Here is a 25,482-nt window from a genome sequence, read left to right as displayed (position 1 = left end):
GATGTGAATCGATCATCGCTACCTTATCTCTGTTCGTCTGCTGCCTCTCCGCACCAGCGGAGCATCGCCGAAGCATAAATCTCGATCAGGACGGCCAGGCTCTCCAGATCCACGAATTCATCCGGCGCATGCGCATTCCCGCCCGCAGGACCGAGGATGAGCGCGGGCGGCCCGCCGTATGCGTTAAACACAAACGCGTCGCAGGCGTACGGCGCCCCCGTCACCTCGGCTTTCCGTCCGGCAGCGGCTTCGATCTCTTCGGCCAGCAGCCCAATCAGCGGCCAATCCGGCGAGACCTCGCTTCCCGGCAGGAACCGGATCATGCGGGTAAACGTCGGCGCCGCGAACGCCGGGCCGGCCTCACCGGCGCAGAAGCGCGCGAAGCCGGCCAGCAGCGCGTCGCGCAGCGCGTCTTCGCTGACGCCGGGATAGCATTCGGCCCAGATATCGACGTGGCACTCGACGGGACCGACATCGCACAAGGGCGAGTCCGGATCCCCTGCCGCCAGGCGCGTCACGATGATCGGCAGCGATTCCCGCCGGTCGGAATACCAAGGCGCGGGACCGGCCTTCTCCGCGCGCTCCCGCTCGTACCGCTCGAGGAACACGATAAACCGGGCTGCGTCGTTCGCCGGGTTGCGCATCGTCTCCCCGCTGAACGACAGCCCGGTCGTCCCGCGGAACGTCACGCGCCACAGCGCCCCTCCCCGCGTCGCCGGATACAGCGCGAGATTCGTAGGCTCGGGAATGATGACGGCATCGGCGCCGATGCCGCGCGCGCGCCCCGCCACCGTGCCGTTCGCGCCTCCGAACTCTTCGTCTACGACGGATTCGATCCATACGTCGCCGCGAAGCCGGATCCCGAGCTCCTTCAGGCACCGTACCGCGAGCAGCGAAGCGGCCAGACCTCCCTTCATGTCGTATGCGCCCAAGCCGTACAGCTTGCCGTCCGCGACGCGTGGCCCGAAGGGATCGGTCGTCCAGCCAGGCGCGATGGCGGCCGTGTCGATATGGCTGGAAAACAGCAGCGACCGGCCGCCGCCCGCGCCCTTCCAGGCTGCCGCCACATTGGGCCGGTCGGTGTAGTCCTTGCCCGGATAGTAGGCCGGATGTTCGCGGAATCCGGGCACCTCCTCCGGGCTGTATATCTCCGCTTCGAGCTCCAGCTCTCGCAGCATCTCGTAGAGCGTCCGCTGGCACTCCCGCTCCGTCCCGTGCGTCACGCGGTTCACGGTATCGTGTCGGACGAGCGCGGATACCGTCTCGATCAGCAGCCCGCGATGCGCAGCGATCCAACCGCGGATGCTCATGCCCGCTCGGCGGTCAGGCCGTGCTGGTAGCCGAGCAGCGTCTCTCTTGTACGGGCTTCATCCGCGGGCAGCAGCGGCAGCCGGGTCTCCGCGCTCTTGAACAGGCCTAAATGGTGGAACAGCGCCTTGGTCGTCGGAATCTCGTCCCCCGGGCCGAACATATGAACGAAAGGAAGAATCGTTTTCGCGAAAATCGCGAAGCTCTCTTCCCTGCGTCCCGCCAGGTACAGCTCCCAGCCTTCCTTGAACGCCTGCGGGAAGATGATCGGGGCGATGATCATGCTGCCGTCGACGCCCGCTTCGATCGCGCGATAGCAGATAATGTCGTCGCCGCCGAAGACGGCAAGCGAGGTTTCCCGCTTGAGCGCGCGAATTTTCCCCATATCGTGATCGGTCATCTTGATCGCCTTGATCGCGGGCACGGCCTCTGCCAGCTCGATCAGCTGTCCTGCGGTATAGGTGGTGCCGGTCGTGACCGGATTATCGTAAAAGACGATGTCCAGTCCCGTATCGGCTGCCAACCGGCCCACGTACGCCTTCACCATATCCAGCGAATTGGGGAAATAATAGGGGCTTGGGACGAGCGCCGCACGTATCCCTAAGCCGGCCGCCGCCCGGCCGATGCGCACGGCCTCTACCAGGTTGGTGTGCCCCAGACCGATGACGATGTGCTTGCCCTGCGTATGGTCGGCAAAAAACGCGGCGATCTCGATCCGCTCTTCCGCGGACAAGGCCGGCGCTTCGCCGGTGCTCCCCGCGATCACATAACCATCCACATGATCAGAGGTGTGCCGGATAAGTCGTTCGAAGTCTTCGTAATCGATTTTCCCACCCGCGAACGGCGTCGGAATGACCGGTATGTTCCCTTTCAAGGCGGTTCCTCCTATATGAGTAGAATGTCGTCTTGGCCTACAGCTTCTTGATCCTGCCCTTGAACTTCTCCATGTGCCTACGGTTCCACTCGTCGCCCCCCGTCGCGTTGCCGCTCATCCAGATCGGGGGCTGGATCCCATCGGCAGCGAGCAGGGCTACGGCCTCCGCGACCAGCGCGTTCAGCAAGAACGCGTTGGCAAACGTGGACATCGCGCCCACCCGCTGCTCCAGTCCGTCGACCTCGAGTACGGCGTCGCCGACGCCGATGTTGCTGTCCAGCACGACGTCGGCCAGCTCGTGCAGGTTGCGCTTCGTCGGATGGCGCGCCGGATGGTCCGGCGGCGTCTGGCTCGCATGGGCGGACGAAGTGACGGCGATGATCGACGCGCCTCGCCGCTTCGCCTCCAGCGCCGCATCGATGACGGCCGAATTGATTCCGTAAGCGTTAATCAGGATGAGCAGATCCCCTTCGCCAAGGCCGTAATCCTCGAGCACGACCTTCGCGTACCCAGGCGTGCGCTCGATCGCCATCGATCGCAGCGCGCCTCCGCTTAACAGGGTGCCTTCGTCTAGAATGGCGCTGACATGCATCAGACCGCCCGCGCGGAAAAAAATTTCCTGCGAGCCCAGATTGGAATGGCCGCCAGGTCCGTATGCGTATACGATACGATCCGCTTTGACCTGCTCCGCGACCATCCGGGCAGCCCGGACGATGGAGGCGTGCTCCTTTTCGTGCAGTTCGTTCAAATGCGCCGTTACCAGCGTCAGATAGCGGGATGTAGGCGTACTAGGCATACGTAAAACTTCCTTCCGCTCGTTTATAAACCGTAACCGAACCGGTATTTGCCGTTGACGTCGACCGGCAGCTTGCCGGAAGCTTGGATCTCGCCGTACAGTACTTTCAGCGCCGCGTCGATGGAATGGACGCAATCGCCGTATGTGCACAGACAGTTGGCAAAAGGAACGATGGACTTGGCCGCATACGGACTGCCAAAGAGGAGCAGGGTCGCGTCCTCGCGCCTCTCGCGGATCGCCTCGAGCAGCCGGAGCTGGGACTCGGGTACCGTACCGCTCCCTTCCTTGTAGGAGAGCACGCGCACGAAGGTCGCAAAGACGACCTCCTCGTAGCTGTCGTCCGACAGCTCCCGGATGACGAGCGCCGCATCTTCGGAGGTGGGATACTCGCTCACGACCAGCGTGCGGATATCGTCCGCATAAGCGCCGGCCCGTTCGAAGAGATAACTCGCCTTGCCCTTGATTACGTAGCCGAGATCCTCGGCTTCCATGCCTTCCTCCGCGCCGCGGGTGGCGATAAGCAGCGTTCGCTTGCCCGTCAGGGGCAGCGTCTGGGCCTCCAGGGCCGTGACGGATCGCTCGGCGATCTCGCGCGCGACGGCCTCGTGCGCGGCCGATCCGACGATGCGTCCCGCCTCTATGACATCGACCGGATCGCTCCCGAGAAGACCCATCCGCTCCTTCGCCTCCAGAATTCGCGCTACGGACAAGTCGATGCGGGCCATCGAAATGTCGCCTCTACGAACCGCATCCAAGAGCGCCCGGAACGTAATCTCCGGATCCGACTCGTAATCCTGAAGAATGATATCGTGTCCCGCCAGCACCGCCATGACGGCCGAACGCTCGATGCCGTATTGCGCCTTGATGCCTCGCATCGTCAGGCTGTCGGATACGAGCAAGCCCTCGAAGCCCAGCTCTTCGCGCACGAGTCTGGTCATGATCGCCTTGGACAGCGTCGCCGGTACCGGATCCTCTCCCGGCCCGAGGAGAGCGGGGAACAGGATATGGGCCGTCATGATGCCCATCAGCCCTTGAGGGATCAGCTCCTTGTAGGGGCGAAGGTCCATGTCCATCAGATATTCTTTGTCTCGCGCGACGACCGGCATCGAGACGTGGGAGTCCTCCTGGGTATCGCCGTGCCCCGGGAAGTGCTTCGCCGTCGGGATCACGCCCGTCTCCTGCATGCCGCGGATGAGCTCGGCGGCGAGCTCTACGATCAAGTCGACGCGGTCGCTGATCGCCCGGGTATTGATAATCGGATTGTCGGGATTCGAGTTGACGTCGACGGTCGGATTGCTGACGATGCCGAACCCGACGGCCCGCGCCTCCTTGGCGATGGCGGCCCCCATCCGGTAAGCCAGCTCGGGGGAGCGCGTCGCGCCGAGCGCCATGAGCGCCGGGAACGAGGTGCCGAAGTCGAAGGTGTCGGCGAGCCCGTTCTCCGCGTCCAGATAGAACAGGACCGGGGCGCCGGATTCCGCGCGGAACCGGTTCACCCAAGCGACGATGTCCTCTAATCTCCGCGACCCCTTCGTCGTCAGCAGGACGGCGCCGACCGCGCCGACCCGGTCCTCCGCGTTCATTTCCAGCGTCTTTTGCAGATAATCGTGCCCTCTGACCACGATCATCTGCGCGATCTTCTGTTCCAGCGTCAATCTCTCAAGCCAAGCTGCGGCGCCTTCTGCCATGGATACCCTCCCTTTCATGCGATTGGGTCCTGCGTTCGCAGCAGCAGATCCGCCTTGACGATCTGTCCGACGACGATGTCCTCGATCTCGGGCACGAACGTCCCTCTGAAGCTGCCGAAGCAGTAGTTGGCGTCCGCTTCATAGCCGCCTTCGGCGATCATTTGCCGGGTCGGGATATAGAAGTAGTTGCCGTTGGTATAGCCCAGCACGATCGTCCGTCCGCCGGGGAACATCCGCTTGATCATCAGGGAATAGGCGCTCGCGATCTCCCCCTCGAGCGCGATGAGGCGTGTCTCCTCGTTGAGATGCCAGACGGAGATATAGAGCGGCGCGCGGTCCTTGACCGAGCCTTCTTTGATTTTCCGGAGCGTGCGGACCGCGCTTTTTTTGCGATATTCGCCGACGTCGGGCGTCGCGATCAGCTGCTCGTAGAAGGCGGCGTCCGTCTGCTCCGTGTACAGCAGCGGATCGACCAGGACCGTGCGGAAGCTGCAGCGTATCGGTGCGAAGACGCTCTCTTCCATGACGCGGACGACGTCCCGTGCCAGATCCGCGCCAGCTTCTTCCATCTCGGCATAGCTGCAATTTTTGAAGGCGCCGTCCGCAGCGCTCTTGACCGGCTTCAGCTCCGCGCAGCAGCCCTGCAGGAACAGGGCGGTCGCGCCCGGGTAGGTCTCTTGCAGCATGCGGCTCGTCGCGCCGGCAAAGTCGCCGGAGACCAGATAATTGTCAGGCCCCATCGATGTCGGATGGCAGGCATAATTATAGAGGAGCACCTTCAGATTGTTCGCCCGGTCGACCAGCTTGAGCACGATCAGATCGTCGTCGTATTCGGCCTCCGGATACGGCGCCCACTTGATGCCCGACGGAGTCGGCTTCCTGCGGCTGACGGAGAAGCGGGAGGTGCCACGCCCGAGCAACAGCTCCCCCTCCTCCAGGTTCGCATAGCATTCCGCGGTCAGCCGCAGCAGGGTATCCCTGACGAAGGCATAGTAAGCCTCGTCTTCCGGAAGCTCGGCCGCGGTCCGGTTGAAGTCGACGCCGTCCGTCATGCTGTAGAGCGTATCTCTCAGCCCATAGTCCGGGCCGGTCAGCTTGATCGAAGCATGCGTATGCGAAAAGTTGATCAGCACGTCCTCGTGCTTCAGGCCGAACGCCTCTTCAAGCGCGTCCTTCACGCCGACGATGAAGCTGCGGTCGGAGCCGACGGCGTCCAGCGTGACGATCAGCAGCGTCTTGTTCGCCTGTAGCAAGACGGTTTTCGCGTACACCGGATCGTGGACGCCTTCGCTCTTATGCGTGCGATCCCCGAAGCCCGCCAGCCAGACCGGGCCTTGAGGCGTGATGTCCGCATGGGCTGCACTGAATTTCATTGAAGTCGCTCCTTATCGGTTGAAATGAGTGGTTGACTATTGTCCCGGACGCGACCGGGGCACGGTCACCGTCGCGGAAGCGGAGGTCTGGTTGCCCGCATGGTCGGTTGCCGTGTACGTCACCGTATAGATGCGCGCCTTGCCCCCGCCCGACTTTTCGGCGCGCACGCTGAAGGTCGTGTCCGAGGAGCCGATCCGCGCCCTGATGTCGTCGCTGCCGCCGTCCGGATCGCTGCTGACCACGGAAGTCAAGCGGACGCTAGCGACGCCTGAGCCCGAGTCCCCTTTGTTCAGATCGGCGTGGATAGCGACCAGCTTGCCGTTCGGCGGCCAGAGCACCGTGCGGTCCAGACGAACGGTTAATCGGGGCGCCGTCGTGTCGATCTTTATCTTGACCGTCTTCGCCCGCTCTGCATTGCCCGAGACATCCGTTGAACGGTATTCGATCGTGTAGACGCCGTCCGCGGTCAAAGCCAGCGGGGCCGAATAAGGCTTCCAGGTCCCGTGCGGATTCAACCTGTACTCGGTCCCGGCGACGCCGGTGTCGCCATCGGCAGCGTTCAGCGTCACTTGTACGGCGCTCGTGTACCAGCCGCCTGCGCCGGCCGTTCCGGATACCGCTGCGCTCGTCACCGGCGGCGCCGAATCCGGCAGGGCCAGCAGCTCGAGCTCGATTACGCCCATCTTGTAGTTCGTAGCCTCGTCGCGCTTGCCGACGTTGACGAAGGTCAGCTGGTGCGCGCCGGCCGAGATCTGCGCCGAACCGATCGGATCGAAGGCCGTCCCCGCCCCCGTGCTGCCGTAAAAGTCATAATCCGCGAGCGGCTGTCCGTCGAGCAGAATCGAATATTTCCCGTAGCTGGTCGCCTTGAACGTCCTCAGCCTGACCTGGTACAGATGCGTCTCCGGCACCTCCGCGCCGAAGGTAATCCGCGGACCCTCCGTCACGGCTTCGAACTGCACCGTCGGGTTATATAGAATCGTATTTGCCGTCTTGTCGACGACGGGCAGCTTGGCGAAGCCGTAGAGGAACGCGGCGCCAGGCTGCACCGTAACCGTACGCTCGGCCGATACGGTCTTGCCGTTCAAGGCGGCGTCCACGCCGATCGAGGCCGTCCCCGGCGCGACCGCCGTAACGAGCCCGCCGGCGCCGACCGTCGCGACGGCCGGATTGCTGCTGCGGTAAGCGATCGTCGCGTTTTTCATCGACGTTGCCTTGCCGTTCGGCGATACGCCGGCAGCCGACGCTTGCGCCGTCTGACCCTTGATCAAGGTGTCGCGGGTAAGGGACAGCGTGACCGCAGCCAGACTCGGCGGCGCGATCGTCACCGACGTATGGGCGGACTTGGTCACGCCATTGAGCGTCACGTCTACGTTAAGCGTGTCGGTGCCTGCTGCGAGGCCGTTCACAAGACCCGCCGAGTTGACGGTCGCGACGGAACGGCCGCTCATGTAGTAGCGGACGGCGGCATCGCCGAGGTCAGCCGGCATACCGTCGCTCATCAGGCCGGTCACGCTGAATTGGCGAGTCTGCCCGACCTCGGTCTCCGGCTCGGACGTCTGCAGCGTCACCGTCTCGAGATGCTCCGCCACCGTGATCCGGAGCTCGGCAGTCCGGACGGCGTCCGCTTCCGTCACGGTCGCCGTGATGACCGCTTCGCCGTTCGCGATCGCCGTGATCCGGCCGCTGCCGTCCACGCCGGCGATAACCGGGCGGTCGCTCGCGAATTGCGCGCCGGACAGATCGGACGCAGAGACGATCTGGGTCGACTCTCCGGCCTTGAGCGTCTTCGCGAGAGCGGTAATCTCGAATGCGCCGGTATATTCGTAGGCGCCCAGATCGACTGCGGCGCCGATCGGTCGCGCATGGCCGTCGAGATCGACGGTAGGCGCATAGACCGGCGAGCCCGCATCGATCGCGGGAGAGGCGGACTTCAGACGGTAATCGCCGCCGCCTGCCGCCGCGTAGTAGACGAACTGGGGATCGGCTGAGACGGTGCCGGTATCCGTCAGACCGTTCCGCAGGCGGATGTCGTAGGTGTCGTTTTGATAGACCAGATTGTTCGTGTACGTATTGTCCAGGCCCGTATCGCCCTGCTCGGAGATCCCGTACGTATTGTCGTACACTATGTTGTTGGAGACGTGGACGTGGTCGGCCGGTCCTGGGGTATGGTAGTAGTCTCCGCCGCCCACTATGATGCCGAACCAGGAGGAGAACACCGTATTGTTCGAGATCGTGACCGTGTTCGCATCATGCCAGAGATGGATGGCCGCGCCGCCGATCTGATAGACGAGGTTGTTGGTCACAGTGCCCGACGTGCTGACATAGATGCCCTGGATGTAGTCGCAGCCCGCGTACCCGATGTTGTGTACCACGTTGCCGGATATCTCCGTCCCGACACCGTAATAATAGTAGTCCGTGTTGATGCCTGCGCCGCCTTGCGAGGTGCAGGGTACGGCGCTCGCGATATCGTGGACGTGATTGCCGCGTACGGCCGTATAAGAACCCTCCGTGAGTATTCCGTTCAACGTCGTCGTGCCGTTGCCGTCGATCTCGAAGCCCTCGATGTCGACGTAGCTGCCCTGATTGTCCCATATCGCTTCGCTCGGATTGTCGACGGGAGGCACGATCCGCGCGCCCCACTTCGTATCGGATACGTAGCGGATCCTCGCCTCTGCCGTCCCGCTCGCCAAGGTACGGAAGCCGCCCTCGTACGTGCCCGGCGCGACGTGGATCGTGGAGCCCGCCGCCGCGACCTGCGACGCCTTGAGGATCGTGAGGAACGGCTGCGCCTGGGTGCCCGGATTGGAATTACTCCCTGTTGGCGACACGTAATAATCGGTAGCTGCATAAGCCCTGGATGGACTCCAATTAAGCAAACCGGCGGCAACAACGAAACATAAGACGCCTATCCAAATCGTCCGAAACCGGATCGTCCCCGCAAACGCACTGCGTATCGTCATCCCCATTCCTCCTCCAAAATGTTGGACTACTCTTTGATCGCGCCGATCATCACGCCCTTGACGAAAAACTTCTGAAGATAGGGATAAAGGATCAGGATCGGCCCGGTAGCCACGATGATCGTGGCATACTTGATCGTGAGCGCCACCTGAAGCTTGTTCCCGCCCGAATTCGCGGTCATGCTGTCGGTGCTGTTGCTGATCAGAATCTCCCTTAAGATCAGCTGCAGCGGATAGTGCCCGCGATCCCGCATGTAGATCAGCGCGTTAAACCACGAATTCCAGTGCGCCACGCCATAGAACAAGATCATGACGGCCACGACCGGCATGGATAACGGCAGCACGATTCTAAAGAGGATGGTAAAGTCGTTGGCGCCGTCCAGCCGTGCCGACTCCTCCAGGCTGACGGGCACCGACTGGAAGGCCGTCCGCATGATGATCAGGTTAAAGGCGTTCATCGCGACCGGCAGGATCAGCGCCCATAGGTTATCGACCAGGCCGAGCCCGTTCACCACCATATAGTTCGGGATCAAGCCGCCGTTGAAGAACATCGTGAACACGATCAGGAACATGATCGGATTGCGCATCATAAAATGGCTTCTGGACAATACATAAGCGCCCAGAGCGGTCATCAGCACGTTCACGAACGTACCGACGGCGACGACGAACAACGTGTTGAGGTAGCCGGTCATGATGATCGGATTGTTGAATACCGCCTTATACGATTCCAGGCTCAGCCCGTGGGGCAGCCAGATCATGCCTCTCGTCTCGGCGATCCACGCCGGGTCGCTGAAGGAAGCCGCCAGCACGTACCAGAACGGGTACAGGCAGACGAACATAAGCACGAGCATAAAGGCGTTGTTGCCGATATCGAATAGCCGCTCGCCGGCCGTCCGGTGGTTCATTGAAGATCCCTCCTCACCATAGCTTGGTCTCCGACACCCGCTTGCTGACGGAATTCGCTACGATCAATAAAATGAAGTTGATGACCGAGTTGAACAAGCCGATCGCGGCGCTGTAGCTGAAGCTGGCCTCCAGGATCCCCTTGCGGTAGACGTAGGTGCCGATGACGTCCGCCGTGCTGTAGGTCGCTGTATTGTACATGAGCAGGATCTTGTCGCTGTTGATCGACATGAGACTGCCGATTTGCAAGATGAAAAGAATGATGATCGTCGAGCCGATGCCCGGCAGCGTTATATGAAGGTTCTGCTTCCACCTTCCGGCGCCGTCCACCTTGGCGGCCTCGTAGAGCGAAGGGTCGATGCCCGCGATGGCGGCGAGGTAGATGATCGTTCCCCAGCCTACGTTTTGCCAGATGCCCGACGAGACGAACAGCGTACGGAACCACCCGGCTTCGCTCAGATACGCATGCCTTTCCACGCCGAAGGTCGCTAGCACGTCGTTAATGAGTCCGTCTCTGGCCAGAAAGTCGACCATCAGTCCCACGACGACCACGAGCGAGATAAAGTAGGGCAAATACGCCACGGTCTGGACGACGCGCTTGAACGCGGCATTGCGCAGCTCGTTGAGCAGGAATGCAAGAAGGATCGGCGCGGTAAATTGAAAGATCAGATCGTAAGCGCTCAGCAGCAGCGTATTGCGGATCAGCCTTCCGAAATAAAAACCGTTGAAAAACTCTCTGAAATACTGAAATCCCACCCAGGGACTGTCCAACATCCCCGTGCCCGGCGAGTAGTTTTTGAACGCGATCTGGACGCCGTACATCGGCGCATAGTGAAAGATCGCATAGTACAGAACGACGGGCAGAATCATGAGATATAAATAGCGGTTGACGCGGAAGTCGCGGACGAGCCTGAAGCGAAAGCCGCGTTTTTGAGCGGACTTAACGGACGACGGAAGCGGTTGCAGGGGGATCGCCGCTTGTACAGGGAGCGGCTTCGCGTTAAGCGGTGGCGGCATGTGCATTCCTCCAGTCTCAGAATAAGCCGTCGTGGGGCGCAGGTTTAAGGAAGGGTCCGGGCCGGTAGAAGGCCGGCCGCGGACGATCGTCTTGCCTTATTTGGACAGGAAGCGTTCGTAGGCGCTTTGATTCAGCCTGATCGCGTCCTCGATGCCCAGCTGCTTCAAGGTCTTGACGAATTCGTCAAGCTTGGTCAGCGGCTCCTGGCCCATAATGAACTTGTTGGTCATCTCGCTGTTGTAAGTGTTGAGGTCGGTCATGATGCTCGCGAACTTCGCCTGCTCATCCGCATTCAGCAGCGAGCCCGGCAGGTCCTTGGAATGGTCGGCTGCCGCCCAGAGGCTCATCGCGTCCGACTGCTCCGGATCGGAGTGCCATTGTCTGTCGGCTTCGGGATCGGAGGCGAACGGTCCGCCCGACGTCTGCAGCGCATAGGTGGACAGCGCCTGAGAGACGGAGAGGTTCTTCGGGTTGTGCAGGATCAGATCGGTGTATTGCGGCTTCCCGTTCACGATCGTGTAGCTCTCGCCTTCCACGCCGAAGTTGAAAAGGAGGCTGCCTTCCTTGCTGTAGCCGTAGTCCAGCCATGCCGCGATTTCTTCGGGCTTTTTGGCCGACGTGGATATCGCGGAGCCCAAGCCGGTGATCGTCACGCTCCCTTTCGAGATCGCCTTTTCGCCCGCCTTCAGCGACGGGAACGGGGCGCCGACGAGCTTGAAGTTCGGATCCTTGTCTTTCTTGAGCTGCATATAGCCGCCGAGGCCGCTGCCGGCCCAGCCTGCCAGCGCGCCTAGCTGGTCGCTCAGCACCTTGTTGTCGCGGATTTTCGTATCGGATGTCAGGTAGTCCTTGTCAATGAGTCCTTCCGCGTACCACTTGTTCATCAGAGTAAGGTAATCTTTGTACGCCGGCTCCATCGGGCCGAACTTGACGGTGCCGTTCTCCTGATAGAAGCCCGGTGCGATGCCATAAGCGCCGATGAACGGATAGCTGGTCTCGACGTCCGTCTGGCGATAGAAATAAGGGACTTCGTCCTTCTTGCCGTTGCCGTTGGGATCCCCGTCGCGGAAGGCGATCAGCGTCTTCTCCCATTCGTCGATCGTCGTAGGTACGGTCAGGTTCAATTTGTCCAGCCAATCCTTGCGGATCATCAGGCCGTTGTAAGCGTAGACGGGCGGATCGCTGCCGATCAGCGGGAAGACGAAAATATTGCCCTCATCCGTCGTGATCGCCTTGCGGATGTTCGGCTTGTCCTTGAGAATCTGCGCAAGATTAGGCGCGTATTGATCGATCAGCTCGTTCAGGCGGAGAATTTTGCCATCCTTGATCGCTTTGTCGGGAGAGTTGGACGCCCAGTTGGTATAGATGACGTCGGGGAGCTTGCCCGTGGCGAGCATCAGATTGAACTGATCTTCGGTCTGCGCCTCTCCTGCCGGCGGATGCTGGAATTCGACTTTGGTTCCCGTACGCTTCTCCAGTTCCTTGTACAGTCCCATCTCGTTGTAATCCTTGATCGTGACCGCCGCGTCCGTCTCCATCGGCACCCAGTACGACAGCGACGCAGGGTACTTCGGTCCCGTGCTTGGCTGGGCGGCGGCTTCCGTTTTCGTGCCTTCAGGCGCGGCGCCGCTTGAGCTTGCCGTCGGCTCCTCATTGTTGCCGCTGCAAGCGGCAGCGAGTCCGACCAGCATCGTGACCGACAAGCCTGCGGTCAATCCTTTTCCTCTCCATCTCTTCATTGAGCTTAACCCTCCCCAAGGTTCAAATTGGCCTCTAGGCTCGCTTTTACTATAAAAGGCGCGCTTCCGCTCCGCATATAGCCCGATTTATGCATTCATTATCCGAATTACGTTTTTGTGTTAACTTTTCTGACATGTAATAAATCCGTTTATGGAACGTTCGTCCGCAATCCGATTCCCCTCAGCAATTCAAGAACTGAAGCTTGAATCTTGGCTTCAGTCTCCGGAGCGAAGGGAGCGGGCAGCCCGAAATAGTAGATGGAGTCCCGGGCCTCGTAGCCGCCCTCCGCGAGCTGGGCGGCAGTCGCCACATAGCCGATCATGCCGTTGCTGTACGCGAGCGGGAGCACTTCGCCGCCCTGCGCCAGCTTTTTGAGAAACAAGCCGTAAGCGACCGTCATCTCTCCGTTCATGGCGACCAGCGTCAGGCCTTCGGCGAGTCTCACGGCATTTATCCGCAGCCGGATGCCCGCCGCGAGGCGGCTCGGATCGCCGAGCAGCAGGCGGCTCCAATCGCCGGCCATGCCGGGCTCGGCGCTAGCGGCTGCGAGCTCCGCGAGATCGGGCATCGTAGCGAACGGCAGCACCGTATCGGCCGACCGGGTCACGATCGGGCATGAGGCCAGCATCTTCATAGGACGGTCTAGGACGGAGAGCACGACTTCGGCCAACCGGTCGCCGTGTCGACGGACGTCTTCCAGATCGCCGCGGTAGAACTCGCCTTCCCGAATCATGCGGGGTCGGACATCGCCGCAGCAGCCTTGCAGGAACGACGCGATAGCCCCGCCGCCCAGCGCCGATTCGATCCTATCCATCGCGATGCCGGGATATTCGGCGGATATAACGTTGCGGTCCGTGACGGTCGGATGGCATGTATAGTGGAACAGCACGCCCACCTCCCGGGCGGACGACCGTTCCCGGTACCGGACGACCCGAACCTCCGGATCGGTCGGACCCTCGGGATTCGGCGCCATCGTCATGCGGCCCTCCACGAACCTGCGTCGGTTGATTCCCAGATCGCACGTCGCGAATCCCTGTTCCGCCACGACGGGAACGAGCTTGCCGCACGCTTCCTCGACGCCTGCCAGCAGCTGCGCTTCAAGGAAGCGCACGTATTCGGCCTGCGAGGGATATAACAGATCGACGGTCCAGGGACCGCAGTGCGTGTGACTCGCTTGAAGGATGACCGCGGAGGGCTTCAGCCCGTACAGCGCTTCCAATTTGCCGAGAATGAAGTCCATTCTTTTCTCGTTCCAGGCGAGTATATCCGCTTGCGCCAGCAGCGCCCTGCTCCGGCGTCCTTGCGCGTCCGTCCGCTGGAACAGCCAGACCTTCACGTAGAGCGGCTGCGCCACCTGCTCGAAGGATCCCGTCCGGTGACCGAAGCCCGCCAGCGGCATCGGCTGCCGCGGCGTAATATCCTTTTTGGCCGTCCCGAGCCATAACGGATTCGCCGCCGGATCGCGCGGCCGTCCCTCGGGCACGGCGGAGGTCTCCCACCTTCGTCTCATCCGCTCCGCCCCTTTCCCGCTCCGACCTAAGGCCACTATAGTAAGAGAAGGGCGAACCGGATATAGTCGGTTTTATAGATCGGTTAACCGGATTACGTCTGTCGTAAAAAAGAATGCTTCCGCCGCTTTTGAAGCGCCGAATAAACGCAAAAAAGCCGCCTCGTCAGTTCTCGAGGCGGCTCCGCACGGCCGGTCACTTTTCCAAATACCTGTCATAGGCGGTCTGATAGAGCGCGACCGCTTCTTGGATCCCCAACTGGACGAGCTTCCTCGTAAAGGAGTCGAACCCGTCCAGCGACTCGGCGCCCATAATGAATTTATTGACCATTTCGTCCTTGTACGTATTCAGGTCCGTCATGATATACGCGTACTTCGCCTGTTCTTGCGCTTGAAGCAGCGAGGGCGGCAGCTCCTTGGCATGGTCCGCCTGGATCCAGGCCGTCATGGCCTCCGCCTGTTCGGGATCCGCATGCCACTGCCTGTCGGCCTCCAGATCGGAAGCGAAGGGACCGCCCGAAGGCTGGAGCGCATAAGCGGCCAAGGCCTGGGAGATCGACAGCCCGTTCGGATTATGCAGGATGAGGTCGGTATATTTGGGCTTCCCGTTCACCATCGTATAGCTCTCGCCCTCTACGCCGAAGTTGTACAGGACGGAGCCTTCCGAGCCGTATCCATAATCCAGCCATGCCGCGATCTGCTCCGGATGACGGGCGGAGGCGGAGATCGCCGAGCCTTGCCCGGAAATAAGCGGAGCCGGCTTGGAGAGCGCCTTGCCGCCTGTCCGCAGCGTCGGGAACGGGACGCCGATCAGCCTGAACGCCGGATTCTCTTGCTTCTCGAGCTGCATGTAAGCGCCCATGTTGCTGCCGGCCCAGCCGGCCATCGATCCGAGCCGGTCTCCGAGCATCAGACCGTCCCTTACCTTCGTATCCGAGGTCAGGTAATCCCGGTCGATCAAGCCTTCCTCATACCACTTGTTCATAAGCGTCAGATACGACTTGAACGCCGGCTGCATCGGCCCGTACTTGACGGTGCCGCCTTCGTGGTACATCCCGGTCGTGATGCCGTATGCGCCGATGAACGGGTAACTGCTCTCCATGTCGGTCTGACGGTAGAAGAACGGAACTTCGTCCCGCTCGCCGTTCCCGTTGGGGTCGCCGTCGCGGAACGCGATCAGCATGCGCTCCCAGTCGCCGATCGTACCCGGCGGCTTCAGGTTCAAGCGGTCCAGCCAATCCTTGCGGACCATCAACCCGTGATAGACGAAAATTTGCGGATCGTCGGCGATCGCCGGGAACATGTAGATATTGCCTTCGGCGCTAGTGATCGCCTTCTTGATATGAGGCTTCTCCTTCAGCAGCCTGGACAAGTTCGGCGCGTATTCCTCGATGATCTCGTTCAGGCGCAATATTTTGCCTTCCTGGATCGCCTTGTCCGGGTAGTTATCCGCCCAGTTGGTATAGACCACGTCCGGGAGCTCGCCGGTGGCCATCATCAGACTGAACTGCTCCTCGAATTCCGCCGCCTCGGGGTGCTGGAACTTGACGCGGGTGCCCGTCGCTTTTTCCAGCTGCTTGTACAAGCCCATCTCGCCGTAATCCCGCAGCGTGACCGCCGCATCTTGGTCCATCGCCACCCAGTAGGTGACGGAGCCGGGATATCTCGCGTCTACGCCGCTGCTCGTATCCGGACGGGCCGCTTCGCCGCTGCCGTCGCTGCGGCAGCCGGTCATGAGGCAGCCGAGCAGCGCCGCTGCCGTCAGCAGCGCTGCGCACCCTTTGATGATCGGCTGCTCCATCCTTTCCCCTCCTGACGCGTTATCCGTTTTCGGCGGCCTCCGGGATGGAGGCGCCGTGGCGCTCCAGCAGCTCCCTGTACTTGCCCGGCGGCACGCCCTCCGCCTTTTTGAAGAAACGGACGAAGCTGACCGCGTTCGCGTATCCGATCTTTACCGCGATATCTCCCATCGTGATCGACGAATCGGCCAACAGTTCCTTCGCCCTCCGAATCCGTACCGCGGCGATATAATCGGTTATATTTTGACCGCTGTGCTTTTTGAAAAAGGTGGACAAGTATTGGAGGCTGATCTGAAAGTGATCCGCCATCAGCGACAAGCTCAGGCCGCTGTCGTCGTAGTGCTCGTTGATGTAATGGCATATTCTGGCGTGAAGCCGGTCGCCGTGCTCCGTCTTTTCTTCCTTCGTGAACTTGCAGATCAACCTGTACGACGCCTTGATCTGATTCATCATATCTTCCGCGGTGGCGTACTCGGCGATGACCTTGACGGGATCGATCTTGCTCTCCAGCCGTTTTTTGTCCGATAGCGGCAGCCCGTTCATCACCTTGACCAGCGTGCTCAGCAGATCGATCATGAGGAACTTGCCCATCTCGGGCGAGATGCCGTTGGATTGAAAATTCGCTTCGTACGTCTGGTCCAACAATCGTTCGGCGCTCGCATAATCGCCGCTCTTGGCGAAGTTCATCAGCTGGACTTCGGATTCGAGCGGATAGTGATACGACTGTTGCTCCAGGTTCGCGATTTCCTCGTGATAGATGACCGTATTGGCGCCTTTAATCATCCGGTAATCCAGCGCGAACAGCGCCTCGCGGTAACACTTGCCGATCTCCTCTGCGCCCCGGTGATATTGGCTGACGGCCGTGGTGATCTTGATCGGCAGGCGCTGTCCCGCGGCCTCGAGCAGCTGCTCGATAAACGCCGTTCGCTCCCGGTATGTATGTTCCGAGGGCAGCGGCGTATTGGTCAGGATGGCCAACCGGTTGCGATCCAGCTCCACGATATAGCCGCGGCCCTCCAGCAGGCCGATGCTCAGGTCGGACAGAATCAGCCGGACGTTCGCCCATTCTCGCTCCGTATCTTCCTTCAGCCATTCCCGGCAGTCCTCGATCTCGAGCAGGATCACCCCGAAGTACTCGTGCTCGAACTGCAGCCCCATGAATTTGAAGGCATCGTCTTGAACGGAAGAAGCCTCGATATGTCCTTTGATGAGCCGGGAGAGAAAATTAGCCTGAATGACGGGAGCTTGCTGCGTCAGCGTCTGCCGCAGCTGGTTTTTCTCGCCCAGCGACCGAAGGATGGATTGCTTGATGTAATCGTACTCGTTGTTATCGTTTCGCTGCGTATCGTTATTGTCCTGCATAATGGTGCGTACGACGTCGCGGATCGGGCTGTAATTCCGGTATGCCATCGCGTAGGCGGCCACGATGCCCGCGACCAGACAGAGGAAAAGCAGCATAAGCGCCATATTCTTCACGACCGTGACTTGCGCCAGCACCATCTTTTTCGGCACGACCGAGACGTACTTCCATCCGTTCTGGCCCGTGGTATATGAGAGCATCATCGCTTTGCCGTCTTGCGCGAACGCATTGTCGTCGTACCCGCTCTGACCATCGAGCTTCGCAAGCAGCTTCGGGCTCAGCTGCCGGCTCTTGTCCGTCGTCATGATGATCTGCTGCTTGTCGTTGACGATCGAGATGGAGCTTTTGTTCACCTTTTCGATCTGCGCGATGAGATGATCGAATTCCTGCTCCTTGATGAATACGACCAGGTAGCCTTTGACGTTGACCTTTTCTCCGATCGGCAGCGACTGAACGTAGGTGATGACGCTGCTCGTTCGTTCCCCCTCCTTGATCGAGGATACGGGCAGGTACGTCGTGTCGGGATTGCCGGCGAGCAGGTTCCGTTTCACCCAGTCGACGTTCTGGTCCTGGAACTTGAGTATTTTGCTGAAGAAAAAGGGGGAATCGTACTTGCCGGCCGTCGTAAGGACGGAATCCGTGTTTTTGAAATAAACGAAGAAGTTATCGATGAAGCTGCTGACTTTATTGACGTTCCGGAAATCCTTCATGATTTCCACCAGGTTAAACTGGCTTTTCGTATAGTCGTTTTCGTAATTGCTCAACGCCCACTGCAGCTTGGGGTTGAACGAGAGCTGGACCGACAGGCTGTCGACTTCGGCGAACCGGTTCTCCGCCACGAGCTTGACCTGATCAAGAAGACCGAGGTTCGTGCGATTGGCGTTGTCCGCCATAATATGTTCGACGCGCTGGTACAGAAAAGCGCCGATCGCGACCGGAATGAGAAGAATGGCGATATAGGAGATGAGAAGGGTCGCAAAGATGCTTTTTCGTTGATTCAGGTTCCGGAGTAAAGTCATATCTCTTCCCTCCTGCCACTGGACTCCGTACGCTTGCGGCTCTCTAGCGAACGATCTCGTCCGCGCGGCCCAGCCGGACCAAGCGGTTAAGCGCGGCCGCATCCCTTTGGAACTGTCCGATCTCTCCGTCCTTCACGAATTCCAGCAGGATAAAACGCGGTTTGCCCGTGCCGCGAACGGCATCGACGTAAGACCGCCACGCTTGTTCGCCCTCTTCGAGCGGCTGCTGCCGTCGTTGTTCGTCGTAGTGGAATACATGAATATTCGATAGCCATGGGAAAAACGCGGTTAACGTCTTCAGGTTTTCTTTCGGGGCCGCTGCGATCTGGGGCTGCCAATACAAGGATACGTTGTCGCTGTCAATGGATTGAATGAGTGAAAGAGCGGATGCCCTCGTGTCCGCCAATGTGCCGTCATGAAATTCGAAGGATAGTCCGATGCCCCGCTCCCTGGCCGAATTCGCCATGCGCCGCGTTTCCTCCGCGATCCGGAGGCGGTTGGCATCGTCCGATTCCGACGAGCCCTGGCGACCCGCCCAGATCCGGATAGACGGGGCGCCCAGCGCGTCGGCGGTGTCGAGCACCAGCCGGAAGTCGGCGTCATATCCGACGCGGTGATAGGAACCGTAGGAGGCAACCTGGAGACCGGCGGACGCCGTCAGGTCCCGGACTTGCCTGGCCAGATCCAAATCTCCGGGCGGTACGTGGATGTCCCCGCCCCATTCGATGGCGTCCAGACCGGCCTGCGCGGCGAGAGATACGATCTCCGCGGGGGACAGCTTGCGGAAGGTTACGGATACGAGCCCGGTCGATAAGATAAGATCAGTCCTTTCCGTCCGCCAATCGGACGCTGCCTGGCAGTTCAACCAATATACTAGCATTCTAAACGAAAGTCAGGTCGTCTAAAAGAGGAAATCGCAGTCGGGCGCCGGATTTGGGGCTTCATTTACTTTTTGCGATAAAGGCTCCATCCGCCGAGCTCGCGGGGATTGCCCCGATCGCCGGGCAGCAGCTCCCGGTAATTTTCCGCGACTTTGCGGAACGCCATGGCGTACGCTTCGATCGCGTCCGGCCGGTCATGCTTGAACCAGGGGACGCTGAATACCTTGCGGGCGATCTCTTCGCTCACCGGCAGCGAATCGTCCAACTGCCTTACGTCGCGTACCGCGGTCGCGATCCGCGTCGGCTTGCCGTGGCCGTAAACGTCGGCCGTCTGCAGCAGCGCATGTCTGTGCAGCGGCAGGTTGCACCCCGGATGACAGCCGTCCACTCCCTCAGCCCGCACCGCTTCGCAGAAGCGCGTCACCGACAAGCCGCCCAGCTCCTCGGACTTGTAGTGCCCGCGCGCGGCATACCAGCCGCCGGTCCGCATCGGAGCATCCTTGTCCGGCCGGTGGGCCCGTATGCCCGGAACCCCGTCGAGAAGGTCCCAGAAGCGGTTCATCGCGCGACCGATCTCGGCGTGACGCGCATCGTAATGCTTCAGCTGCACGCGTCCGACGGCCGAGCTGATCTGGTGCATCCGGTATTTGTAGCCGCCGAGCGGGAGGTCGCGGTACGGCGCCAGCGCCGGATCCGCGATCTCCGCATTGAACCGGTCGTAATGGCCGAGCGCGACGGCCCGCTCGTAGATCGTCCGGTCGCTCGTCGTCAGCATGCCGCCCTCGCCGACCGCCAGCGCCTTGCCCGCCATGAGCGACATCGCGCCTACATGGCCGATCGAGCCGAGCTTGCGGCCCCTATAGAGTCCGCCGTGGGCGTGGGATACGTCCTCGATGACCTTAAGGCCGTAGCGGTCCGCGATGCGCATGATCGCGTCCATATCCGCGGGATGCCCCAGATAATGCACGACCATAATAGCCTTGGTCCGCTCGCCGATCCGGCGTTCGATATCGCGCGGATCCAGGCAGAGCGTCACCGGGTCGATATCGGCGAATACGGCTGTGGCGCCCAAGGAGAACGCCTGCAGGGCCGAAGCCCAATAGGTGATGCTCGGACCGATGATCTCCTCGCCGACGCCGATGCCGCAGCCGTACATGGCCGCCTGCAGCGATGCGGTGCCGTTATTAAAGGCAAGGGCGTACGGGACGTCCATCCACCTGCCGAATTCTTGTTCGAACTGCATCGTGATCTCCGTGCCCGACATCACGCCTCTGCGCAGTACGTCCAAAGCGGCGGCCTCGTCTTCCTCCGTTATAATGGGCCATGTGAACAGGTCGCCCGGCTTATCCGTGATAGCTTTGGTTCCTCCGAGCAAGGCCAGCCTTTCCGATCGGCTCATCTTCATCCCATCTCCTTCCCAGACGCGGGCGTATTCCGAAATGGCCGTCCAAAAGGAATGTAACCGCCCTCATATACGCTAACTATAGCGATGAAAAAGGATCGTTGGATATAGTCCGATTTAAAGATGGGTCATCCCTTTTACGCTTTATGCGAAGATTACTTGACATGAATCGGTCCATTTGGGGAAAAATGAATAATTCAGTCACATCTATGTTAGGTTAATTACGAATATGAATGTATCAATCGTTTCCTCGCGCCATGTCGATCTTACATACGGTATGGAACATGCCGCCGCGCGAAAAAGCCGCCTTGCCGGGACGATGCCCGGTCAAGACGGCTTAAGTTTTGTTGCGTCGAATGGTCCGCTATCTGCGGAAAGGCTTGCGGGAACGCGGCGGTCCGAGAATCTCCGCCCACATCACGGCGCGAGCCAGCTCGCCGTGCTTCTGTCGCGCCGCCGCCCGCGGGACCGCTGCCTGCGGATGCGCGTCTGCGTACATCTGAGACGCGTTCGCGGCCTCGTGATAGGCGGCATCCTCGCGAGCGGCCTGCGCGGCGGACGCCGAGGGAACGCCTTCGCCGCCGGATTCGCCTTCGCCCGCCCAAGGCACGGGGGCCTGCGGCGGACTGCCAGGGTCGCGGTAGACGATCTGCTTGTCTCCGGCACCCGCGAAGCCGCCCCCGCCGCCCGCCTCGTCCGCGCGCCTCGGCCGCGAAGGCAAGATCACGGTCGGCGCTTGGCGCCGCGCGGGAGCCGGTCCCTCGCGCCGTTCTACCGGCTGCTGCGCCTCAGCCGGCATGGACGCCGGCCTCGGCTCGCTTGCCGGCCGCATGGGCCTCGGCAGCCCGCCGCCGCCGAAGTCCGGCATGCGGCCGGACGGCCGGCTGTCCGACGGCCGGCTGCCGGGCTTGCCGCCCGGCGGCTTCTCCAATGGAGACTTGCGCAGCAGCACGAAAAGGATGCCCAAAATCACGATGACGAAGTGGATGTTGCCGAGCAAAAATCCGATCAGCTGCTCCATGGCGATCAGCGCTCCTCGCCGTTGTTAGGACCCGCTTCGCCGCGGCCGATCGAGCCGCGCATATGCGTGTCGGCCTCGAGGTTTTTCAGATTCATATAATCCATGACGCCCATCTTGCCTCCGCGCAGCGCTTCGGCCATCGCGAGCGGCACGTCGGACTCGGACTCGACCACCTTCGCACGCATCTCGACGACGCGCGCCTTCATTTCCTGCTCCTGCGCGACGGCCATCGCGCGGCGCTCCTCCGCCTTCGCTTGGGCGATGCGCTTGTCGGCCTCCGCCTGCTCCGTCTGCAGATGCGCGCCGATGTTCTTGCCGATATCGACGTCCATGATATCGATGGACAGAATCTCGAAGGCGGTGCCGGCATCGAGACCCTTGGCAAGCACGGTGCGCGAGATCATGTCCGGATTCTCCAGCACGTCCTTGTGGGAGTTGGCGGAACCGTTGGTACTGACGATGCCCTCCCCTACGCGGGCGATGATCGTCTCTTCGCCCGCGCCGCCGACGAGCCGGTCGATATTGGCGCGCACGGTCACCCTCGCCTTGACCTTGACCTCGATGCCGTCCTTCGCGACGGCGGAGACGGTGGGCGTCTCGATAACGCGCGGATTGACGCTCATCTGCACCGCCTGCAGGACGTCGCGGCCCGCTAGGTCGATCGCGGCAGCCCGCTCGAAGGGCAGCGGAATGTTGGCGCGCTGCGCCGCGATCAGCGCATTGACGACGCGGTCGACGTTGCCTCCGGCCAGGAAGTGACTCTCGAGCTGGTTGATATCAAGTCCAAGCCCCGCCTTGGTCGCCTTGATCATCGGATTGACGATCCGGCTCGGCACGACACGACGCAGCCGCATGGCGACCAGCGTGATGATGCTGATGCGCACGCCGGATGCGAGCGCCGAGATCCAGAGCATAAAAGGGAAAAAGCTGAAAAACACGGCAAGCGCGATAATGATTAGAGCGCCAATAATCAGGAGCTGTACATTCGGATCCAAAAGCAATCCCTCCGGTTCGTCGATTTGGTGTAAAGAAGTATGTTACTCCGCCAATGGCGCGGCCCTGACCAAGATTCGCGTGCCGTCGACGGACACGACCTCGATCCGCAGCCCGGCATTCAGGAATTCGCCGCCCGAGATGACGTCGACGCGCCTGCCCGCGATCTCCGCAACGCCGGCCGGACGCAATGGAGACAGCGTCACGCCGGCGCTTCCTACGAGCAGCTCGCGCCCGTCCCCGCTCGGCACGAAGCCCTGATCCGCCGTGAGACGCTCGTGCAGGATGAACCGGTTCCAGATGCCCCGCCTGCGGAAGACGTAGGCGACGACAACGACCAGCACGAGCGCGATCAACAGGGCATAGCCAAGCGATTCAAAGGCATTGCCCGTATCGTAGGCGGCCGTAACGACGCCGCTCACGATGCCCGCGCCTCCGAGCAGTCCGAGAATCCCGAAGCTCGGCACGAACATCTCCAGGACGATAAACGCAATTCCCGCCACGAACAGCACGATCGACTCGCGTCCCGCGAAGCCCGCCACCTGCTGACCGAAAAAATACAGGCCGAACGACAGAAGTCCCAAAATGCCGGGGACGCCGAAGCCTGGAACGATCAACTCGATGAGCACGCCTGCGATTCCTACCATCAGCAGCAGCGTCGCGATTCCGGGACTCGTCAGCATCTGGGAGATGCGCTCTGCGAGCGACGGATTCTCATGCACGACCGGGAGTTTCGCCAAGCCTTCGGCTGCGATCGCCTCCTCGGCCGTCGCCGCTTTTCCTTCCGCGTATCCCGTTTTGAGCGCTTCGTCCGCGCTCAAGGAGATAATCTGGCCTTTTTGCTTCGTTTTGTTCAGCGCCTTCATCTCAACGACAATATCGGGATTGACCATCCCGGCGGCGATCTGTCCGTCGCGCCCATTCATCTCGGCCGCGGATCTCATCTCGGAGCTCCAGTGGGAAACGATCTTCGGGCTCTCCACGGCCTCGCCCGCTCCGTTCACCACCATCGCCGCGCCGATCGTCGAGCCGGGCGCCATGTAGATGCGGTCCGCGTTCAGCGCGATGTATGCGCCGGCCGATGCGGCCTTGCCCTTTACGAAGGCCATCGTCGGTACCTCGGCCGATCTAATGCGCTCCGCGATCGCCTCCGCGCTTGCGAGGCTCCCGCCAGGCGTATCGATCTCCAGCACGGCCAGCGCCGCCCCCGCCTCCTCGGCCTCGCTCAATGCCCGATCCAGAAACGAGGCAAGTCCGCGCTCGACCGTCATTTTGACGGGTATCACATAGACGGAGTAGCCTTCAGCGGCGACGGCCGGGGCTTCCTTGGTCTCCGCCTGCGCCGCGACGGCGCCGGTCGTTAGGGATAGCGCCAGCAGCAGCAAAGCTGCAAGCGGCCAGGATCGCCTCGCTAACGTCCGCAACCCCGTCCAACTCAGCGCTTCGCCATGACGGGTCATATGTCAACCCCCATCCTCGGAAAATTCCGGTTACGGCAATCGTGTGGCATACCGCAACTCGTGTGCCTTTTCATACGTTATGTAAGGGCTTTACGTTTCATTAATGAGGAGGCCAGCCCCTCTTCCTCATACCCCTAGGATGCCGCAACGACGCAAAAAGCACTCCCCGTAAGGGGAGTGCCTGTCGTTCTCGAGATAATCATTGCAATAGCTGCTGGACGATCTGGTTGACGAGCTTGCCGTCCGCGCGTCCTTTAACCTTGGGCATCAGAGCGCCCATCAACTTGCCCATATCGGCTTTGGAAGAAGCACCGGTCTCTTGAATGGTCTGTGTAACGAGAGTCTTGATCTCTTCCTCGCCTAGCTGTGCAGGCAGGTACTCGCTGATGATATCGATCTCCGACGCTGCGGCCGTAGCCAGATCGTCGCGGCCGGCTTTGCTGAATTCCTGGAGGGAATCTTTGCGTTGTTTGACTTCGCGGCTCAGGATCTCGATTACTTCGCTATCCTCGAGCGGGCGGCGCAGCTCAATCTCTTGATTCTTGACCGCCGCACGAACCATGCGAATGGTGGTCAGGCGAAACTTATCCTGCGCCCTCATCGCCTGCTTCATGTCTTCGTTCAAACGGTCCGCGAGGTTCATAATGCGTAATTCCTCCTAGAACTTGCGTTTACGAGCAGCCTCGGACTTCTTCTTCCGCTTAACGCTCGGTTTCTCGTAGTGCTTGCGTTTTTTCAGTTCCGCGAGAACGCCATCTTTAGCGATCGAACGCTTGAAGCGGCGGAGTGCAGCGTCGAGTGTTTCATTTTTGCGAACTTTCGTTTCGGACACCTGTTTTCCCTCCCTCCGGAACAGACCACAACACACGGTTATCAAACCTCATTATAGGCGATCGGGAAAGGCAGTGTCAACTTTCCTGATGAGCGAATTAAAAAGGTTTTACGCTTGCGCAGGGCGGGCGTTCAGCGGCCCCAGTTTTTCGCCGCCCAGCACGTGAATATGTACGTGGTACACTTCCTGTCCGCTGTCGGGATTGCAGTTATTGATCAGGCGGTAACCGCTCTCTGCGATGCCCGCGTCCCTTGCGACTTTCTGCGCAGCGAGCATAAGCTTGCCCAGCAGCAGCGCGTCTTCCGGCTCGGCGGCGTCCATCGTCGGGATCGGCTTTTTAGGGATGACCAGCACGTGTACGGGCGCTTGCGGACGGATATCCTTGAATGCCAGCACGTCCTCGTCCTCGTAGACGATATCGGCCGGAATCTCTCGGTTGATGATCCTGGTAAACAGCGTACTCATACGTTCAGCCTCCAGCGAATAAGTCGTTTAGCCCTATCATACTCTACCCGGCTCGGGCGCGTCCAATCTGGCTCGTCCCCAA

General features: G+C 60.9%; 20 protein-coding genes. All 20 read right to left on the bottom strand.

The genetic code is table 11. The features are described from left to right. Positions 1-23: 23 nt before the first annotated feature. Positions 24-1,310 (bottom strand): M20/M25/M40 family metallo-hydrolase, encoded by a 1,287-nt coding sequence (locus PQG80_RS01060; RefSeq protein ID WP_271749269.1) that lies wholly within the window; start codon positions 1,308-1,310, stop codon positions 24-26. Next, positions 1,307-2,182, bottom strand: coding sequence for a dihydrodipicolinate synthase family protein (locus tag PQG80_RS01055; protein ID WP_271749268.1), 876 nt, complete (start codon positions 2,180-2,182; stop codon positions 1,307-1,309). Before PQG80_RS01055 ends, PQG80_RS01060 begins: the two co-directional genes overlap by 4 nt. A gap of 37 nt (positions 2,183-2,219) precedes the next feature. After that, complete coding sequence (locus PQG80_RS01050; RefSeq protein ID WP_271749267.1) at positions 2,220-2,978, bottom strand: SIS domain-containing protein; 759 nt, start codon at positions 2,976-2,978, stop codon at positions 2,220-2,222. Between the two features lie 23 nt (positions 2,979-3,001). Then, complete coding sequence (locus PQG80_RS01045) at positions 3,002-4,666, bottom strand: glycoside hydrolase family 3 protein (protein ID WP_271749265.1); 1,665 nt, start codon at positions 4,664-4,666, stop codon at positions 3,002-3,004. A gap of 14 nt (positions 4,667-4,680) precedes the next feature. Continuing rightward, the gene (locus tag PQG80_RS01040; RefSeq protein WP_271749264.1) at positions 4,681-6,039 is read right to left on the bottom strand and encodes a neutral/alkaline non-lysosomal ceramidase N-terminal domain-containing protein; all 1,359 of its coding nucleotides are present in this window, start codon (positions 6,037-6,039) and stop codon (positions 4,681-4,683) included. Positions 6,040-6,075: 36 nt separating this feature from the next. Continuing rightward, positions 6,076-9,003, bottom strand: coding sequence for an OmpL47-type beta-barrel domain-containing protein (locus PQG80_RS01035; protein ID WP_271749263.1), 2,928 nt, complete (start codon positions 9,001-9,003; stop codon positions 6,076-6,078). Positions 9,004-9,029: 26 nt separating this feature from the next. Then, positions 9,030-9,905, bottom strand: coding sequence for a carbohydrate ABC transporter permease (locus PQG80_RS01030; RefSeq protein ID WP_271749262.1), 876 nt, complete (start codon positions 9,903-9,905; stop codon positions 9,030-9,032). 13 nt (positions 9,906-9,918) lie between these two features. Beyond that, on the bottom strand, positions 9,919-10,920 hold the full coding sequence (locus tag PQG80_RS01025; protein WP_271749261.1) for an ABC transporter permease: 1,002 nt from the start codon (positions 10,918-10,920) through the stop codon (positions 9,919-9,921). Positions 10,921-11,016: 96 nt separating this feature from the next. Next, entirely contained in the window at positions 11,017-12,660 is a 1,644-nt protein-coding gene (locus PQG80_RS01020) for an extracellular solute-binding protein (RefSeq protein ID WP_271749260.1), read from the bottom strand. A gap of 149 nt (positions 12,661-12,809) precedes the next feature. Next, on the bottom strand, positions 12,810-14,171 hold the full coding sequence (locus PQG80_RS01015) for a neutral/alkaline non-lysosomal ceramidase N-terminal domain-containing protein (protein ID WP_271749258.1): 1,362 nt from the start codon (positions 14,169-14,171) through the stop codon (positions 12,810-12,812). Between the two features lie 193 nt (positions 14,172-14,364). Next, positions 14,365-15,969 carry an extracellular solute-binding protein gene (locus PQG80_RS01010; RefSeq protein WP_271749257.1) on the bottom strand — a complete coding sequence of 535 codons (1,605 nt, stop codon included), beginning with the start codon at positions 15,967-15,969 and terminating at the stop codon, positions 14,365-14,367. A gap of 19 nt (positions 15,970-15,988) precedes the next feature. Continuing rightward, the gene (locus tag PQG80_RS01005) at positions 15,989-18,346 is read right to left on the bottom strand and encodes a helix-turn-helix domain-containing protein (RefSeq protein ID WP_271749256.1); all 2,358 of its coding nucleotides are present in this window, start codon (positions 18,344-18,346) and stop codon (positions 15,989-15,991) included. Between the two features lie 43 nt (positions 18,347-18,389). Further along, the gene (locus PQG80_RS01000; protein WP_271749254.1) at positions 18,390-19,211 is read right to left on the bottom strand and encodes a sugar phosphate isomerase/epimerase family protein; all 822 of its coding nucleotides are present in this window, start codon (positions 19,209-19,211) and stop codon (positions 18,390-18,392) included. 80 nt (positions 19,212-19,291) lie between these two features. Then, positions 19,292-20,626, bottom strand: a complete 1,335-nt coding sequence (locus PQG80_RS00995) for a DegT/DnrJ/EryC1/StrS family aminotransferase (protein ID WP_271749253.1) — start codon at positions 20,624-20,626, stop codon at positions 19,292-19,294. Between the two features lie 367 nt (positions 20,627-20,993). Further along, positions 20,994-21,650: a hypothetical protein gene (locus PQG80_RS00990; RefSeq protein WP_271749252.1), complete on the bottom strand. Its 657-nt coding sequence runs from the start codon at positions 21,648-21,650 to the stop codon at positions 20,994-20,996. A 5-nt stretch (positions 21,651-21,655) separates the two neighbouring features. Then, positions 21,656-22,645, bottom strand: a complete 990-nt coding sequence (gene floA, locus PQG80_RS00985) for a flotillin-like protein FloA (RefSeq protein WP_271749250.1) — start codon at positions 22,643-22,645, stop codon at positions 21,656-21,658. A gap of 42 nt (positions 22,646-22,687) precedes the next feature. Then, positions 22,688-24,103: an NfeD family protein gene (locus PQG80_RS00980; protein WP_271749249.1), complete on the bottom strand. Its 1,416-nt coding sequence runs from the start codon at positions 24,101-24,103 to the stop codon at positions 22,688-22,690. Between the two features lie 199 nt (positions 24,104-24,302). Next, positions 24,303-24,746, bottom strand: coding sequence for a GatB/YqeY domain-containing protein (locus PQG80_RS00975; RefSeq protein ID WP_271749248.1), 444 nt, complete (start codon positions 24,744-24,746; stop codon positions 24,303-24,305). A gap of 15 nt (positions 24,747-24,761) precedes the next feature. Further along, positions 24,762-24,935 carry a 30S ribosomal protein S21 gene (rpsU, locus tag PQG80_RS00970; protein ID WP_080840534.1) on the bottom strand — a complete coding sequence of 58 codons (174 nt, stop codon included), beginning with the start codon at positions 24,933-24,935 and terminating at the stop codon, positions 24,762-24,764. A 108-nt stretch (positions 24,936-25,043) separates the two neighbouring features. After that, the gene (locus tag PQG80_RS00965) at positions 25,044-25,400 is read right to left on the bottom strand and encodes a histidine triad nucleotide-binding protein (protein WP_271749247.1); all 357 of its coding nucleotides are present in this window, start codon (positions 25,398-25,400) and stop codon (positions 25,044-25,046) included. Positions 25,401-25,482 lie beyond the last annotated feature (82 nt).

Origin of the sequence: Cohnella rhizoplanae (genome assembly GCF_948329515.1) — a bacterium.
Classification (GTDB): Bacteria; Bacillota; Bacilli; order Paenibacillales; family Paenibacillaceae; genus Cohnella; species Cohnella rhizoplanae.
This window is presented reverse-complemented; position numbering and strand designations above follow the sequence as displayed.